Raw genomic sequence first — 16,758 nt, forward strand, 5'->3', positions numbered from 1 at the left:
CTGGCGAGGTGAGTTGGTAAAGCCCAGAGTGGCACAGCGAAAAGACCGGCCACCACGGCCGGAGCGATAAATCCATCAATTTGTTATATTGCTGGATCCGGTTTCAGCGCAGGACGATATCCACCGGGTTTGCCTCGGAGCGCCAGGCTCCTTCCTCCCCCGGACGCGGCCGGATCACCGGGGCCGTGAGGACGCCGGAGCGGTTGGTGCGGCGGTCACGGAGGATCTCGGTGACGGAGCCCAGGTGCCGGGACAGATCGATGACGTTTTCCGGGGCGGCCAGCAGCAGCTGGAACCCGAATTCGTGGAGGGCCTTGATGCCGGCGCCGGCGAATTCCTCGGAGGCGAGCACGAACGCTTCGTCCATCATCACGGTGCCGTAGGTGGTGAAGCCCTGCTCGGCGATCCCCAGCTGGTAGCTCAGGGCCGCGGCCATGATGAACGCGGTGAACCGCTGCCGCTCGCCGCCGGACATGGAACCGGTGTCTGCGTGCATGAAGACCTCGGTCTTCGTGCCGCCGCCCTTCTTTTGCCAGCCGCCGGGCCGGTCACTTCCCGGTGCTCCTTGCACTGGATGAACAGGTGGCCGCGGACGTCGAGCACCTCCGCCCGCCACCGCCGGTCTTCCGGCGCCTGCGAGCCAAGCCTCTTGACCAGGGTCTCCAGGGACTTGTAGCGCGCGGTGAGCTCGGCGTCGTCACCGTCCGGCCCCTCCCCCTGGCGGCGTCCGTCCTGGCCGGCCGAGCGTGGCGGGCCTTCAAGGCGTTCTGGATGGCGTCCTTGAACTGCTTGGCAGTGGGCGGCAGCGTCTGCTTGATATCCAGCTCCAGGTAACTGCCCTCATGGAAGTTCACCTGGGAGAGGATGCCGTTGAGGGGCAGGATGCGGCTGGTGATGGAGCGGCGTTCCTCATCCAGCAGGTGCAGCAGGGTGCTGAAGGATTCGTGCGTGCGCTGGTTGAAGAACTGCCGGAACTCCGCCTCCTGCGCCGGCAGGCCGTCGTTGACGATGGCATGGTAGCGGGCTTCGAATTCGCTGGCCGCGCCGATGCTGGTGCCGTGGTCCGCCGAAATGGCGCTGCCCCACTCCCGGACGAAGCCTTCGAAAATCCGGGTGAGCCGCTCGGCTGTCCCTTGCCCCCGTGATTCAGCAGTGTGCAGTTCGCCCAGCAGGGTGGTCCGGACGCGGTTGGCAAGGTTGTCCAGCTCGTGCATTTCGGTAACGTCGCCGAATTCCGCAAAGTACGGTTCCAGCGCCGTCACGGTAGCGTCCGACGGCGGCGCCTGGGCCAGGCGGTCACGCGCCGCTTCCAGCAGTGAATCCGCAGCCGTGAGCTGGCGGTCCAATGCCTTGTATTCGCTTTGCAGGACGGCCGCGGACTCGGTGCTGGTCTGGTGCTTTTGCCGGACCTCCTCGATGGTGGCGCGCAGGGGCTCCAGGTCCGCCTGCGCGGCAAGTGCGTCCTTGAGCCGCTGCTCGATCCTGGTGAGCTCATCGGCAGCAACGGCCGCGGACACCTGTTCCCAGGGCCGGTCGTCTTCGGCAATCCGGCGCAGGGCGTCGAGCTGGCGGCTCATGCCCTGGTGCGAGTCCTCGCGGCTCTGCGCCAGTTCGGCGGCCTTGGCCACTTCCTGCCGGAGGTCCTCCACCTGGCCGGCCACGAGTTCCAGCTTGGCGGCATTGTCGAAGCCCAGGACGTAGTCCTGGCGGCTGGTGAAGCGGTCGTCCTTCTCCACCGTGTGGCGGTTCCGCTTGACCACGCCGCCCAGGCTCAGGCCCTTGTCCAGGGCTGCCAGCTCGTCCGGGTCCTCCACGCAGGGGTAGGCAAAGTCCAGCGCGATGCGCTCACGGACCCACCCGCCGGCTTCGGCCGCCGCGCCGGACTCGAGGATATTCAGCTTGGTGAGCAGGTCGCCGTCGCGCACGTCCTCCACAGCGAGCGCGCCGCCGGCGAGCGGCTTGGAGACGTCCACTGCCCGCAGCGCGCCGCGGACGTTGTGGTCATTCAGGTAGCGGGTGACGGCGCCGAAGTGCTCACCGGGCACCAGCAGGGTGGTGGCCAGGCTGCGGAGCGCACGCTCGGCAGCGGGGCGCCACCGTTCCTCGCCGTCTGCGAGGTCCATGAGCTCGCCGGCAAAGGGCATGCGGTCTTCCGCAATACCGGTGGCAGCGGCGATGGCGGCACGGTTTTCAATGCTCGACGGCGGCAGCAGGGACTTGCGCGTCTTCAACGACACGAGTTCCTGCCCGGCAGCCGCCAGCTCCCGCTTGCGGCTGGCGTGGGCGTCGAAGGCCTCGAACCGCAGCTCCTGCAGGGCCTGCGAATCATCCTTCAGCTCGGCCGACCGTGCCGCCGCCTGCTCGTGTGCCTGCTCCCAGCCGGCCGCGCTCCACTCAAGCTGCAGCCCGGCGTCGGCCAATGCCTGCTGCGCCGCCTCCTCCACCTGGCGCCGCAGCTTCAGGCCAACCCGGGCGTTCTCCAGCGACTGCTCAATCGCGGAAATCGCGTTGCCGCCCTGGTTGTTGTACTCGGTTTCCAGCTGCCGCAGTTCCTTGGCCAGGTTGTCGCGGACCGCACGCTCGGCGCCGAGTTCCTTCGCCTTCGCCTGCGCCAGCTCGCGGAAACGGACCAGCGTCTTCTGGTGCACGGTGACGGCGAGCTGCTGCCTGTACGCCTCGAACTCCCCACCCACCAGCTCCCGCAGCCGGTTCGCGTCCAGCAGCGACTGCGCATATTCGCGGTTCAGTCCCGGCACCGGCGCCAGCTGGTCGCGCTGCTGCCGGACATCCTCCAGCCGCTGGCGGATGGACATCAGGTTGCTGAACTCCTCCACCACGTCATCGGCGGCGGCAAGGGTTGCCGGGGCATCCAGCACCTGGTCGCGGAAGAAGGTGTTGACGCTGCCGCCCAGGCCCTTGCCGGCCTGGATGACGCGCAGCAGGGGCAGGGCCTGGTCCGAGTTGATCCCCAGCAGCCGGCGGAACCGCTCCGCGAACGCCTTGTGCACGTCGAAGACCTGGGCATGCGGGAAGATCGCCTCAAGCGCGCCCTTGGTGAACCGTTTGTCGGCGATGCCCTCAACCGCCTCAAGGTCCAGGGGCACGTTGTCGATCAGGTAGAACCGGCCCACGCTGGACTCCGTGCCGTTCTTGGGCAGGTCGAACAGCGCCGACACCGTCACCCGCGTCCCGGCGGCGTTGTCGAAGGTCAGGGCGACGGCGGACCAGGTGGCACCCGGGCGCTGGAACGCACTCGCCGAGCCCTCCCCCACCGCCTTGTCCCCCACCTTGCCGCGCATGTACGTGAAGGTGGTCCGCTTGTCCTCCACGGCACCGCCCGACCGCTGCGCCGCCGCCTCGTTTGACCGCGGCCGCGCATCGAAGACCCGCAGCATCGCGTCGAACAGCGTGGATTTACCCACGCCCGAGTTACCGGTCAGCAGGGTTCCGTTCCGGTCAACGTGCATGGTGTGCGCTCCATGGAACGTCCCCCAGTTGACCACCTGCACCAACGCAAGCCGCATCTGGCCCGGGTTGGTGACATCCCCCAGCGGGAGCATGCTTGCGATGGTCACTGGTCATCCTCCTCGGACGTGGTTCCGTTCGCCTCCGCGGCGGCTGTGTCCTCCAGGTCCAGGAGCGGCTCCGTTCCTGATTGGTCAGCCGAGGCGGCTACGAGGGCTTCGATGTGGGCCGGGATGTCGCCGATGTTTTCGAACGGCAGGGCCAGGGGCAGGGCGTTGGAGATGGTGTAGACGTCGTCCAGTCCGGTGGGGAGCAGGAGCTGGCGGGCCAGGAGCTTGGTGATGGCACGGGTGACCACATCGGAGTCGCGCAGGGCGTCCTGCTGGCCGGCGGGCTGGTAGTGCGCCACCAGCTCCGTGATCTCCTCGCGGGTGATGGTGGGGTCGGTCTGGGCCGTGACGTGCCGGTCCAGCAGCAGGCGGAGCCGGAGCAGCACAATGGTTTCCACCCGGCTGAGGGCACGCTGCTGGCGCAGGATGCTGGACCGGGCGCTGCCGCCGATGACGTCCGGGTCCACGGGGCGAAGGACCGCGATTTTCCGCTCGTGGTCCAGCTGCAGGGTCAGGAACAGCTCGGACAGGCGGCTGCGCAGGATCACCTGGTTGTCCAGCAGTACCGTCCAGAGCTTTTCGTCCCGGCCGCCGTCGATGTACGGGCCCTTCAACAGCTTCACCAGGGCCTGGCGCACTTTCATGGACAGGACGCCGGTATCGCCGGGGAACAGGGCAGCGCCGTCGACGAAGGTGTCGCGCGGGGACACTGCGAAGGGGCGCTCAACGCCCGGTGCCGCCCCCGCCCGTTCGCCGCGCGGCTGGTCTTCGATCAGCTCTGGGCCCTCAGCGTTTGAAACTTCAGTCATGTGGATCCTTTGCGAGCGTAACCACGGGCAGGTAGGCCCTGCGGGTGGAGCCGTCTATCTGTTCGAAGTCCAGGCCATCCCAGGCGCTGCGGTTGAAGTCGGCCCCGGCGTGCAGGGCCTCGGACAGCAGCGCGCGGATGGTGTTGATGTGCTGCTCTTCGGGCGGCAGCTGCTGCCAGGCGTCGGCTAGCGTGGCAGCCCCAGCCATGGCGGACCGGACGACGTCGGGCCTGGCCTTGCCCGTCCGCGGCGAGCGCACCCGGTCCGAGTCGGTGAACGCGATGGGATCGGCCAGCCTGGGTGGTGCCGCGAACTCGTCGGGGTCGAAGAGCTTCACCATGGACAGTGACTCAAACCCTGCGTTGTACAGGACGGGGCCGGGAACCAGGCCGGGCCGTTCACGCTCGTACGGGAGTGAACGGATGGCCTGTTCTGCCTCGCGCAGGACCTTCCGGAGCCGGACCGACTGGCGGAAGTCGTCGCTCTGGACGTACGTGTTCAGGCTTTCGCTGAGCTTGCCGTAGATGCGCTGGATCTGGCTGTGCTGCTGCCGGAGCTCGGCCACCAGGTTCTTCAGTGTCTCCCGGTCGTCAGGTGACAGGTCATCCGCGAACTGGCGGCTCAGGACCTCCCCAATCGCGGACCGGAACCGCAATTGCTGCTGCGGGTCCTCCAGGAAGGCGGTAAAGGACCGGAACGTCCTGCCCTCCGGGCTTTGGCGGAGCCGCTTGTCCGCCTCCAGGACCTGGGCCATGGTGGCGCCCTTGGTCAGCGACTCCTCGATGATCTGGTTGCGCAGTCCGCCCACCAGTTCCTCGATCCGGTCGCGCATCTTTTTGTAGTCCGCGGGCAAACTGGCGGCCAGGTCCAGGATGTTTCCGGCGGCCTCCACGGCCTCGTCGTCGTCAAGAAGGCCGTCGAAGTCGCCCGTGCTGATGTCCTGGATCAGCTGCTGCCGCTCTTCGATTTCCTCTTCCAGGGCTTCGAGGCGCGCACTTTGGTCCGGGTTGGTCTCGTTGGCGAGCTTTTCCACGTCCCCCAGCAGGGTGCCCAGCCGGGAACCGTTCAACGTGGACCGCTCGCTGGAAAGGCTGTCAAGGAAGGCGAGCACGCGTGCTGCAGGCTCGGTGGCCTCGTAGACGATCTGGCCTGACTGGTTCCGCCGGGTCAGGAACTGCCGCCGGGTCCACTCATCCCCGAACGCCTTTCCGCTGGCCCCTCCGCCCAGGCCCGGATCCTGGCGCCGGAGCTCCTCAAGGAAGGAGTCGACGTCGGCATGGAATTCCTCGAGCGGCACCTGCGGCCGGGTGCGGGTGAAGGAAGCCTGGAGCACGGCGATCACCCAGGGCGCCGAACGCGTCAGTGCCCACGCGGGCCCCTTGGTGAGGAGTTCGAGGTCCCGGAGCCGGGCGCTGATGGCGTCAGCGGATGACCTGGCGGAGCGGGGCACGCACTCTCCTTGGACTGTTGAACGGGGGCTGAACGGGGACCGGGCAGGGGCGGCACGCAGGGGACGAACCGGAAAACTGCCAACTACAAGGTTAACGCAGCCGCCGCGACCGCTCCGTGACCTACCTGCCGGTAGCATTTCGATCCCATATCAACAGGCTCCCCCGCCCGTGCCGGGTCTGGCTGGCCGCGCAGCTGTCCCCCTACGCTTCTGCTACTGGTCTTCGCCACCGCAGTCTTATGCAAAGCAACGTCGCAGCAGGGGGATTCATGCAGTTCGATCTAAGCTCAGTGGAAACAGCCACCTTGGTCTTCATCGGGACGCTGGTGTTCGGCGCAGTCCTGGCCGCATTCGTCCTCTCGGCGGGGCTGGTTGCCCTGGCGCTGCTGGGGGTGGGCAAGCTCACCTGGATGGTGGTGGCCAATACGCTCCTGGCGGTGGTCCACGGGATCAACTCCGGCTGGGACCGGCTGGTCCACCGGGCCTCCACCGTGGAACTGCCCGGCGATTTCCAGGCGCAGCCATCCCCTAGCACCGGAACCTACCCGCGGGTAATCTTGAGGGACAGCTGAAGGGTTCTCCAACCCGGCGGATCCATGGCTACACCGGCCATTCCGGCCAAGGAGATAACCCATGACCTCCGCAACTGACAGCCAGGCCAAAGACGCCCCGGCTGAAGAAACCCCCGTCCCCGCCGGCAACATCGGCGCCGGAGCCACCGCCGAAGATGCCCGGGCCGTTGCCGAAGCCGCCCGTGAATCCGGCTGGGACCGTCCCAGCTTCGCCAAGGGCCTCTATTTGGGCAGTTTCGACCTGGGCCTGGTCCATCCCTGGCCGGCTGCCGACCCCGCTTCCGTGGACAAGGGCGAGGCATTCATGGCCCGCCTCACGGAGTTCGCCAAAACCATGTCCGGGCGGGTCATTGAACGGGAAGCGAAGATTCCGGACGAATACATCAAGGACCTGGCAGCCCTGGGCGTCTTCGGGATGAAGATCCCGGAGGAATACGGCGGCCTGGGCCTCTCCCTGGTCTATTACGGCAGGGCCCTTGCCCTGCTGGGCAGCGTGCACCCCAGCCTGGGCGCCCTCATTTCCGCCCATCAGTCCATCGGCGTGCCCGAGCCGGTCAAGGTGTTCGGCACGCCCGAACAGAAGCGTGAGTACCTGCCGCGGTGCGCTGCCGGCGCCGTCACTGCTTTCCTCCTCACCGAACCGGACGTGGGCAGCGATCCCGCCCGGCTGGGCAGCACGGCAACTCCCACGGACGACGGCGACGCGTACCTTTTGGACGGCGTGAAACTTTGGACCACCAACGGGGTGATCGCGGAACTGGTGGTGGTCATGGCAGTTGTCCCGGCGCACACCGATCCGGACGGCACCAGGCACAAGGGCGGCATCAGCGCGTTCGTGGTGGAAATGGACTCGCCGGGCATCACGGTGGAAAACCGCAATGCCTTCATGGGCCTGCGCGGCATCGAGAACGGGGTTACCCGGTTCCACCAGGTGCGGGTGCCGGCCGCCAACCGGCTGGGCCGGGAGGGCCAGGGACTGAAGATCGCGCTGACCACGCTCAACACCGGCCGCCTGGCGCTTCCGGCGCTGTGCGTGGCGTCCGGGCGCTGGAGCCTGAAGATTGCCCGTGAATGGTCCAACGCCCGCACCCAGTGGGGCAGGCCCGTGGGTGAACATGAGGCAGTCGGCAAGAAGATCGCCTTCATCGCGGCCACGGCTTTTGCCCTGGATGCCGTGTTCGAACTCTCCGCAGAACTTGCCGATGCCGGGCAGAAGGATGTCCGGATCGAGGCCGCGCTCGCAAAGCTCTGGGCCACGGAAATCAGCTGCCGGATCGCGGACGAACTGGTCCAGATCCGCGGCGGACGGGGGTTTGAGACCGCTGAATCACTGGCCGCGCGCGGTGAACGTGCCGTAGCGGCGGAGCAGCAGCTGCGGGACATGCGGATCAACCGGATCTTCGAGGGGTCCTCCGAAATCATGCGGCTGCTGATTGCGCGCGAGGCGGTGGATGCGCACCTGGCTGCCGCCGGCGACCTTGCTTCGCTGGATGCGAGCATGGCGGACAAAGCGAAGGCCGCCGTCGGCGCCTCCGGCTTCTATGCAAAGTGGCTGCCCAAGCTGGTGGCCGGCGCCGGCATGGACCCCCGCTCCTACGGGGAGTTCGGCAGGCTGGCCAAACACCTCCGGTTCGTTGAACGGTCGTCGCGCCGGCTGGCCCGGCAGACCTTCTATGGCATGGGCCGGTGGCAGGCCAAGCTGGAGCGGAAGCAGGCGTTCCTGGGCCGAGTGGTGGATATCGGCGCCGAACTGTTCGCCATGACTGCATGCTGCTCCCGCGCAGAGATGCTGCTGAAAACCGCCCCGGAAAAGGCTGCCGGCGCCTACGAGCTTGCCGACGCCTACTGCGAGCAGGCCAGGGTGCGGGTGGACGAGTACTTCGACCAGCTGTGGCGGAACACCGACGATGCCGACCGGGCGTTGACGCGGAAGGTCCTCGCCGGTGACTACCCATGGCTTGAGGCAGGGGTCCTGGACCAGTCCGAAGGCACCGGCCCGTGGATCGCCGATGCCTCGCCGGGCCCATCCAGGAAGGAGGACCTGCACCGGAAATACCGGTAAAGCCGCAGGTCACAAAATAGTAAGCACGCTTGCTATCACCCGGGGCGGGTGGTTGAGTTGAGCCATGAGCAGCTCAACGGAACCAGAGAACCTGCCTCCCCGGCGTGCCCGGGAGGACGAAACCGCCCGCAGCGGAAGCTACCGGGAGGCAGCCGCAGACGATGCCGCCACGCGCTCGATGGACCAGGCGCCGGCCGGCCAGCGGGAGCGGGACTACACCCGCGCCCCCGCCGCGGAGCGCGAATACCAGCCTGCCCCCACCAGGGCCACACCCGTGGTGGAACCGGTGGCAGACCCAACGCTTGCGAACCGGGAAACCGCCGTCGCGCGCCAGAAGGAGCGGTTTGGCGGCATCAAAGTGGGCTCGGCCTTCTTCGGATGGCTGACCGCCACCGGGATGGCCGTGCTCCTCACCGCACTGGTGGCAGCCGCCGGAACCGCCGTGGGCCTGGCCAGCAACACCGACGTCAACGAGGCCGTGAACCAGGCGGCGCAGAACAGCGGCACGGTTGGCCTGGTGGGCATCATCGTGCTGCTGGTGATCCTCTTCCTCTCCTACTACTGCGGCGGCTACGTGGCCGGGCGGATGGCCCGCTTCAACGGCCTCAAGCAGGGACTCATGGTCTGGATCTGGGCGCTGATCGCAGCCGTTGTGGTGGCCATCCTGGGCCTGGTGGCCGGGCAACAGTTCAACGTTCTGGCCAACCTGAACAGCTTCCCGCGGATCCCAATCAACGAGGGACAGCTGACCACCACCAGCATCATCGCCGCGATCGTGGTGGCGGCAGTCGCCCTTGTCGGCGCGCTGCTGGGCGGCCTGGCGGGCATGCGGTTCCACCGGAAGGTCGACCGCGCCGGGTTCACCCCGGACAGCGAGTTTTACGACGACGGGGAGTAGTCAGGCGAGGATGTCACCGTCCACATACAGCCACCGGCCATACTCCCGGACAAACCTGCTGTTCTCGTGCAGGACCCCGCGTTCCCGGCCCTGCCGGTAGTAGGCCTTGAATTCGACGGTCCCTTCGGTATCGAAGGGACCGCCGTTGCTGGTGGACACAATGTCCAGGCGGCGCCATTCCATGGCCGTGTCCAGGTCCAGGCTGGCCGGCGCGGTGGACGGATGGTGGGTGCGCAGCAGGTAGTCCTCATCCAGCCGGACGAAGGCGCTGTAGCGTAACCGCATCAGCTGTTCGGCAGTGGCTGCAGATGCGCGGCCGGAAAGGAACCTGCCGCAACATTCGGCGTACGGCTCCCCGGACAGGCACGTGCAGTTCGCGGACTCCATCGATTCGGTCATCCGGTGATGCTGCCATATCCGGTAACAGCTTCGCTACAACCTCGAACCGTGCCGGGCAGGCGGCGGCATCGCCTGATAAAAATCCGTATGGTGGAGAAGGAGCCTGCCGCCGGACGTGAGTGCCGGGGCGGCCCAGGATGTTGATTGGAGAGGAGAGAAGACGTGGAGAACCCGGACACTCTCGTCCTCAACCTGACATTCCTGGGCACGGTGGGCGTTGCGCTCCTTATGTTTCTGGTCCTCTTCCTGCTGGGCGTTATCACCTTGGTGCTCGCGGGCCTGTGCCGGTTTGCCGCCCTTGTGCTGATGGCCTTGTTCGGGCGCGTTCCCGGCAGGAGGGATTCTCCCGGTACCGCCGGCGCCCCCGTGAATCCGGACCAAGCCCGCAGGCCGCTCCGGGCTCGGGCCTCCGCACTCAAGCCGGACCGGCCGAAAAAGTCGCTCCGCACCGCCGTCGAACGCCATCCCAAGCTTGCCGCCGCCCGCCATGAACCCCCGGTCCTCGCTGAGGACTGGGCCTCCGCGGTCGCCGAGGCCGACAAGCGCGCCCAGGCCAGGGCGCGCGCCGCGGCGCCCGAAATCAAACTGTCGGTGCGGGACCTTCCAGACCCGGCCGTCCCTGCCGACAAGGTGTCCGAGGTAGCCCCGCTGGTGGAGTCCGCCCTGCACAACCACCGGCCGCCGCATGAGCTGCCCAGGTCCTTCAAGAAGCCCCAGCCGCCTCATCCGGTACCGCCGCTGGATACCGGGTCCCTGGTTTCCATAGCCGGCCCGCAGCAGGTGCTCAAGGAGAAGGCGCAGGATCCGCGCCCCAAGCCGTAAGGGAGAAACGGCCAAGCCCTTACCCTGAGCAACCATCTGGGTTAGCGTGAACATATGGAATTCAGATACCTCGGAAACAGCGGCTTCAAAGTCTCGGAAATCACGTTCGGCAACTGGCTGACGCACGGCTCGCAGGTGGAAAACGACGTTGCCACCCAGTGCGTGCGGGCTGCCCTCGACGCCGGCATCAGCACCTTCGATACCGCCGACGTCTACGCCAACACAGCCGCGGAAACCGTCCTGGGCCAGGCCCTGAAGGACGAGCGCCGCGAGTCCCTGGAAATCTTCACCAAAGTCTTTGGCCCCACCGGCCCCAAGGGCAAGAACGATCTTGGCCTGTCCCGCAAACACATCATGGAGTCCATCAATGGCTCGCTGCGGAGGCTGCAAACGGACTACGTGGACCTCTACCAGGCCCACCGCTATGACTTCGAAACGCCGCTGGAAGAAACCATGCAGGCCTTCGCGGACATCGTCCGGCAGGGCAAGGCGCTGTACATCGGCGTGAGCGAGTGGACCGCGGACCAGCTCCGCGAGGGCCACAAGCTGTCCAAAGAGCTTGGCTTCCAGCTCATCTCCAACCAGCCGCAGTACTCCATGCTGTGGCGCGTGATCGAAGCCGAGGTGGTCCCGGCGTCGGAGGAACTGGGGGTCTCCCAGATTGTCTGGTCTCCCATGGCCCAGGGCGTCCTCAGCGGCAAGTACCAGCCCGGCCAGCCCGCTCCGGAGGGCAGCCGCGCCACGGATGAAAAGGGCGGCGCCAAGATGATCCAGCGCTGGATGCGCGACGACGTCCTGGCAGCCGTGCAGGAACTGAAGCCGATCGCCCAGGAAGCGGGCCTCTCCATGCCGCAGCTGGCTGTGGCATGGGTGCTGCAGAACCCCAACGTTGCGTCAGCCATCGTGGGTGCCTCACGGCCCGAGCAGATTGCCGACAGCGTGGGCGCAGCCGGCGTGAAGCTGGAGGCGGAGGTCCTCAAGAAGATCGACGACGCCGTCGGTGGCCTTGCTGAACGGGACCCCGCACAGACCAAGTCGCCGGCCACCCGGGAAGCGTAAGTGGCGTCCCCGTCGGAACTGTCCCCGTCAGAGCTCCCGGAGCTTGCGGTCACCGGGGCCACCGGAGGCCTGGGCGGAATGCTGGCGCGGCAGCTTGCCGCCTCCGGCTTCGCCCAGCGCCTGCTGGTGCGCGATGCGGCACGGGCGCCACAGCTGGATGACGCCCATCCCGTGGTGTGTTCCTACGGGGACGGCGCTGCCTCCCGGCGCGCCCTGGAGGGGGCGAAAATCCTCTTCATGGTGTCCGCCGCGGAGGCCGAAGACAGGCTGCAGCAGCACTACGCATTTGTGGACGCCGCTGCTGATGCCGGCGTGGAGCACGTGGTGTACACGTCCTTTTACCGTGCCGCGCCGGACGCCACCTTCACCCTGGCCAGGGACCATCACGCCACGGAGGAGCGGGTCAGGGCGTCCGGGCTGCAATACACCTTCCTGCGGGACAACTTCTACCTCGACTTCCTGCCGCTGCTGGCCGGGGAGGACGGCGTGATCCGCGGGCCTGCCGGCGACGGCGTGTTCTCGGGCGTGGCCCGGGAGGATGTTGCCCGCTGCGCCCATGCGGTCCTGCGGGATCCGGCCATCCACAAGGGCAAGACCTATGACCTGACCGGTCCGGAGGAACTGACCCTGGCACAGGCGGCGGAGGTGCTGAGCACCGGGACCGGGCGCACCATCAGCTACCACCCCGAGACGGTGGAGGAAGCCTATGCGTCCCGGGCCTCCTACGGTGTGCCGCAGTGGCAGCTGGACGCCTGGGTCAGCACCTACACGGCGATGGCCGCCGGTCAGATGGCGGGGCTCTCGCCGGACATCCACGGGCTGACCGGCCAGGACCCCATCAGCCTAGCCGAGTTCCTGACGCGGCCGGTGCTGTAGTGGGCAGTTTTATGCGTTGACGGGCGGATGGACCCGGCGTAGACCTGTGGCGGGGACCTTTACTACGCCAAGCAGAATCGCACCGCCATGAATCACAGCAACCAGCAGTCCATTGGCCAGGAGCCGGCGGCAGGGCAGGCGCCGGTGCTGTCCCCGGCCGCGCAGCCCGTGTCAGGTCCACTGACGCGTGAGGAGCTGCAGCTCGCCGCCCGGAACCATTCCTTGCCGCTGGAGGCGCTCCGCCGCGACGTCACGCCGCCGGGGCTTCACTACGTGTTGACCCACTTCGACATTCCCGACCTTGATGCTTCGTCCTGGCATCTGCGGATCGGCGGCGCAGTGGAACGTGCCCTGGAGCTGGGAATGGCGGCACTTCGCAGGGATCCGGCCATCACCGTCCCGGTCACCCTCGAGTGCGCGGGCAACGGCCGCTCGCTCCTGGAACCGCGGCCCCTGAGCCAGCCCTGGGTGCTGGAGGCGGTGGGCACGGCGCACTGGACCGGGGTGCCGCTGGCGTACCTCCTGGGCAAGGCGGGGGTGCTGCCGGACGCGGTGGAGGTGGTCTTCACCGGAGCCGATGCCGGGGTTCAGGGCGGCGTCCCCCAGCAGTACGCGCGGAGCCTGCCGATCCGTGAAGCGCTGCGTCCCGACGTCGTTCTTGCCTACAAGATGAACGGCACCGACCTTCCGCCGCAGCATGGGTACCCGCTGCGGCTGGTGGTGCCGGGCTGGTACGGCATGGCCAGCGTGAAGTGGCTGCAGTCCATCGACGTGGTCCGGGCGCCGTTCACCGGGTTCCAGCAGCAGTCCGCCTACCGCTACCAGAGTTCCGCGGACGACGCCGGCAGGCCGGTCACGCGGATCAGGGTGCGTTCGTTGATGGTTCCGCCGGGCGTTCCGGACTTCTTCACCCGGCAACGGTTCCTTCGCCCGGGCCCGGTCATGCTGGAAGGCAGGGCCTGGTCAGGGGAAGGCGCCGTGACCGCCGTCGAGGTGGGGATTGACGGCACCTGGCTGCCGGCCCATCTGGACAAGCCGTCCGGCGGATTCGCGTGGCGGAGGTGGAGCCTGCCCTGGGTGGCCGACCCCGGCGAGCACGTCCTGGCCTGCCGCGCCACGGACGTCACTGGTGCCACCCAGCCCCTGGAACAGAACTGGAACTACCAGGGGATGGGCAACAACGTGGTGCAGCGGGTCAGCGTGACGGTGGAGTGAAGTTAGTCCTGCGTGCAAGGGTACAGCCGGTCAGGGTTACCGGGCATCACAGCAGGCTGGCCGGTGCCATGACCAGCGCGACCAGGGCCGTGATGGAGAGTCCCACAACAATCGGCCCTGCCACAAGCATCCACGTCGTGGCCGGGTAGCGGCGGTAGCCCCTGCCCCGCAGCCTTGCCGTCCACAAGGCTCCGTAGGCAATGCTGGCCACCACGTACGGGACGCCCAGGGCGGGCAGCGCCAATCCAATCCAGATGGTCGCCTGCAGGACTGCCGAAGTGCCGCCGGCATACATGTCCCCGACTCTTGACGTGCCCATCATGAGCAGGAGCAGCAGAAGCAGCAACAAAATCGCGGCCAGGACCAGCAGGACCGTCCGGAACGTCCCCGCCCATGCAGGCAACGCAGGCCTTTGTGATGAATCCGGACAGGCTCTGGGGTCCTGGTGCTGGTGAGGGCGGTAGGGCTCCACGTTTCTCTCTTCCTGGCAGGTGCTCCAAGTCTTGCACGAGGCGCGGGACGGCACGACGCGGCCGCGGCTATACTCGGTGCCAACCATGACCAGCCTCCCCTCCTCCCCCGCCAGTGTCCGAATCGATGCCTGGCTGTGGGCCATTCGCGCCTATAAGACGCGGTCCGCCGCCACAGCAGCCTGCCGCGCCGGGCATGTCCGCCTCAACGGCAGCCCTTCCAAGGCATCAGCCACCCTCGTCACCGGTGATACCGTGACCGTCCGCATGCCGGGATACGAGCGCATCCTGGAGGTTCGGCGGCTGATCGCCAAACGTGTGGGAGCCGACGCGGCATCGCACTGCTTTACCGACCACACTCCCCCGCGGCCTGTCCTGCCGGCACTTGGCCTGCCGCAACGGGACCGGGGCGCCGGGCGGCCCACCAAGAAGGACCGTCGCGAGATGGAGCGTTTGCGCGGCCCTGCGTGAGGAGCGTACTGCAGAGGTTAACCGCCAGACTTGGTGCGCGCCTGCACGAGGTTAGCGAACGGCAACCGGCCGAATTCCGCCACGAAAGCTGAATGGCAGGCCGCTTCTGCGTCATTCAGTTGTTCCGCCGGGAGTTCTTTCCACGCAATGGCCAGTGATCCAGCATTGGCCAGCTGCCAGATCGCCCGCCCATCCCAGTGCCCGGGGGCTTTCCTTGCCCGAAGTCCACAAACTCCTGGATCTGACGTCGCAGCCCCCGGTTACCTTTGCTTCCCGGCCCGGCCTTTCCGACATAGAGAACGACGGCGCCCTCTACCCACTCGGCGGTCAGAGCGGCGGCGGAGAGGGACGGTTCCTTCTTCTTGAAGACTCCTGCTGTGCTTTTCGTGAGGAAGCGCGGCTGGAAACCTTCCGGAGCCACGACGGTGAAGAGGCCTGTTGCCTGCGGGATCCTCATGGTCTCGAGATCCTGGATGGGCCGGAAGCCAGCGAAACCTTCGGCCTTCAGGCCCTTCCTGGTGAACTGCATAATCCATTGAACAGCATGTCCTCGGACCCTCACTGTTGCAGCCTGCCGTTTTCCACATAGGGCTTTTGGGTGGCTGTCGTTGTCGGACCCTGGTGGAAGACTTTGGTCATGGAAGCGGTTGGTGGGATGGCGGCAGTGCTTGGGGCGGAGCCTCGGGGGCTGTTGGCTGCTGGTCCGCCGCATCGCACGTTTGCTGTTACGGGTGTCAAGGATGGGCTTCCGTTCCCGCCTGCTGCGCCTTCGATTGGTGATGTCTTGAAGCTGCTCGCTTCTGTTCAGCTGGCTGCCGACAGCGCGGGGATGATCGACCAGATGCGTGGGCTGGAGGATTTGAAGTGCCTTGCCGGTGCCCGTCAGGCCGATACCGCGGTGGCGTTTGATCTACAGCAGCGGGGTGAGCAGGCCGCCGCCGGGGTCCCGGCTCATGAGCAGGGTGCCGGGGTCGCGGCGCAGCTCGCGTTGGCCCGGCGGGAATCCCCGGCCAGGGGGTCCCGGTTGCTCGGCCTGGCCAGAACCCTTCCCAGGATGCCGCGCACGTTCGCGGCGTTCCGGGCGGGCCGGCTGAATGAATGGCGGGCAACCCTGATCGTGAAGGAAACCATCTGTCTGTCAGCGGAGGACCGGGCCGGGGTGGATGAGGCACTCCCGCTGACACCGGCACCCTGGACGGCGCGGATACGGTGCGTTCGGCCGGGGATGGGCGCTCCCGGGGGCAGGTCATGGCTGACGCCCTCGTCGAACGCGTCACCGGGACCTCTGGAGGCGTCAGCGGGGTCGAGATCCAGCTCGTGATGACCGACCGGACCTTCCTCCAGGGTGATGCCGAACCCGCACGGCTCCCCGGCTACGGCACCATCCCCGCCGCCTGGGCCCGGAACGTCGCCCTCACCGGCGCCGGCCACACCGAACCCAGCCTGTGGGTCCGCCGGCTTTACACCGCCCCCGGCAGCGGGGATCTGGTGGGCATGGATTCCAGGGCCCGGCTGTTCCCGGCGGGGTTGAAACGCTTCCTGCAGATCCGGGACGATACCTGCCGCACCCCGTACTGCGACGCCCCGATCCGGCACCACGACCACATCGCCGCCTGGCACGATGGCGGCTCCACGAGCGCCGGCAACGGCCAGGGCCTCTGCGAAGCCTGCAACCACACCAAGGAAACCCCCGGCTGGACCGCCCAGCAGGTGCCCGGCCCGCGGCATACAGTGGCAACCACCACCCCCACCGGCCACACCTACCATTCCACCGCACCCCATTCCACCGCACCACCACCACCCGGAACGCCACACCCCTGCTCGCCCGCCGGCAGGAGCACGATCACGCAACTCCCACGAAGAGTGGCTGGCGTTCGCGCATGAGGCCCCCTGACGTCGTCATTTACTCCCACAGCCCGGCCGGAACAAATTTGGTGTGCCCACCCCTCCCCGCAAAAGCGTAGAGTGGCATAGGACGCCTGATTCTGGACGCCTCGCTGCAAAGGGAGAAATCGTGACGATTGATTGGGACGAAAAAAAGGCCCTGCTACAGGAACCAAATATCGCGAAGGTAACCCAG

The 16,758-nt window shown here is 67.2% G+C and carries 14 protein-coding genes and 2 pseudogenes; 10 read left to right on the top strand and 6 right to left on the bottom strand.

Features of this window, described 5'->3' with window-relative positions; genetic code table 11:
• Positions 1-103 precede the first annotated feature (103 nt).
• The 3 genes and pseudogenes from OUO20_RS16395 to OUO20_RS16405 form a co-directional block, all read right to left on the bottom strand.
• A pseudogene (locus OUO20_RS16395) lies at positions 104-3,575 on the bottom strand (ATP-binding protein).
• The gene (locus tag OUO20_RS16400; RefSeq protein WP_268002179.1) at positions 3,572-4,384 is read right to left on the bottom strand and encodes a DUF4194 domain-containing protein; all 813 of its coding nucleotides are present in this window, start codon (positions 4,382-4,384) and stop codon (positions 3,572-3,574) included. Before OUO20_RS16400 ends, OUO20_RS16395 begins: the two are co-directional and overlap by 4 nt.
• A complete protein-coding gene (locus OUO20_RS16405; protein ID WP_268002180.1) occupies positions 4,377-5,834 on the bottom strand; it encodes a DUF3375 family protein in 1,458 nt (485 codons plus the stop codon). Before OUO20_RS16405 ends, OUO20_RS16400 begins: the two co-directional genes overlap by 8 nt.
• Before the next feature lie 269 nt (positions 5,835-6,103).
• On the opposite strand from OUO20_RS16405, the gene OUO20_RS16410 reads away from it, so the two are divergent.
• The 3 genes from OUO20_RS16410 (at position 6,104) to OUO20_RS16420 (ending at position 9,366) form a co-directional block, all read left to right on the top strand.
• Positions 6,104-6,406 (top strand): hypothetical protein, encoded by a 303-nt coding sequence (locus OUO20_RS16410; RefSeq protein ID WP_026266177.1) that lies wholly within the window; start codon positions 6,104-6,106, stop codon positions 6,404-6,406.
• A gap of 61 nt (positions 6,407-6,467) precedes the next feature.
• A complete protein-coding gene (locus OUO20_RS16415; RefSeq protein WP_223993028.1) occupies positions 6,468-8,468 on the top strand; it encodes an acyl-CoA dehydrogenase family protein in 2,001 nt (666 codons plus the stop codon).
• 64 nt (positions 8,469-8,532) lie between these two features.
• Positions 8,533-9,366, top strand: coding sequence for a TIGR04086 family membrane protein (locus OUO20_RS16420; RefSeq protein WP_018771924.1), 834 nt, complete (start codon positions 8,533-8,535; stop codon positions 9,364-9,366).
• On the opposite strand, the gene OUO20_RS16425 is transcribed toward OUO20_RS16420, so the two are convergent.
• Entirely contained in the window at positions 9,367-9,765 is a 399-nt protein-coding gene (locus tag OUO20_RS16425) for a YchJ family protein (protein WP_268002181.1), read from the bottom strand.
• A gap of 162 nt (positions 9,766-9,927) precedes the next feature.
• Here OUO20_RS16425 and OUO20_RS16430 point away from each other — a divergent pair, with 162 nt between their 5' ends.
• The 4 genes from OUO20_RS16430 (at position 9,928) to OUO20_RS16445 (ending at position 13,737) form a co-directional block, all read left to right on the top strand.
• On the top strand, positions 9,928-10,587 hold the full coding sequence (locus tag OUO20_RS16430; protein ID WP_268002182.1) for a hypothetical protein: 660 nt from the start codon (positions 9,928-9,930) through the stop codon (positions 10,585-10,587).
• A 54-nt stretch (positions 10,588-10,641) separates the two neighbouring features.
• Positions 10,642-11,646, top strand: a complete 1,005-nt coding sequence (locus tag OUO20_RS16435; protein ID WP_018771927.1) for an aldo/keto reductase family protein — start codon at positions 10,642-10,644, stop codon at positions 11,644-11,646.
• A complete protein-coding gene (locus OUO20_RS16440) occupies positions 11,647-12,522 on the top strand; it encodes an SDR family oxidoreductase (protein WP_268002183.1) in 876 nt (291 codons plus the stop codon).
• Between the two features lie 87 nt (positions 12,523-12,609).
• On the top strand, positions 12,610-13,737 hold the full coding sequence (locus tag OUO20_RS16445; RefSeq protein WP_268002184.1) for a sulfite oxidase: 1,128 nt from the start codon (positions 12,610-12,612) through the stop codon (positions 13,735-13,737).
• Positions 13,738-13,783: 46 nt separating this feature from the next.
• On the opposite strand, the gene OUO20_RS16450 is transcribed toward OUO20_RS16445, so the two are convergent.
• A complete protein-coding gene (locus OUO20_RS16450; RefSeq protein WP_018771930.1) occupies positions 13,784-14,140 on the bottom strand; it encodes a hypothetical protein in 357 nt (118 codons plus the stop codon).
• 154 nt (positions 14,141-14,294) lie between these two features.
• Between OUO20_RS16450 and OUO20_RS16455 the strand changes: the two genes are divergently transcribed.
• Entirely contained in the window at positions 14,295-14,678 is a 384-nt protein-coding gene (locus OUO20_RS16455; protein ID WP_268002185.1) for an RNA-binding S4 domain-containing protein, read from the top strand.
• Between the two features lie 17 nt (positions 14,679-14,695).
• Here the strand turns inward: OUO20_RS16455 and OUO20_RS16460 are convergent.
• Positions 14,696-15,207, bottom strand: a pseudogene (locus OUO20_RS16460) (hypothetical protein).
• Between the two features lie 312 nt (positions 15,208-15,519).
• On the opposite strand from OUO20_RS16460, the gene OUO20_RS21750 reads away from it, so the two are divergent.
• Together OUO20_RS21750 and OUO20_RS21755 are read left to right on the top strand one after the other, a co-directional pair.
• The gene (locus OUO20_RS21750) at positions 15,520-15,999 is read left to right on the top strand and encodes a DUF222 domain-containing protein (protein WP_442781144.1); all 480 of its coding nucleotides are present in this window, start codon (positions 15,520-15,522) and stop codon (positions 15,997-15,999) included.
• A complete protein-coding gene (locus OUO20_RS21755) occupies positions 15,927-16,562 on the top strand; it encodes an HNH endonuclease (protein WP_442781091.1) in 636 nt (211 codons plus the stop codon). The genes OUO20_RS21750 and OUO20_RS21755 overlap by 73 nt, the downstream gene beginning before the upstream one ends.
• Positions 16,563-16,758 lie beyond the last annotated feature (196 nt).

The organism is Arthrobacter sp. FX8, from assembly GCF_026723805.1.
GTDB lineage: Bacteria > Actinomycetota > Actinomycetes > Actinomycetales > Micrococcaceae > Arthrobacter.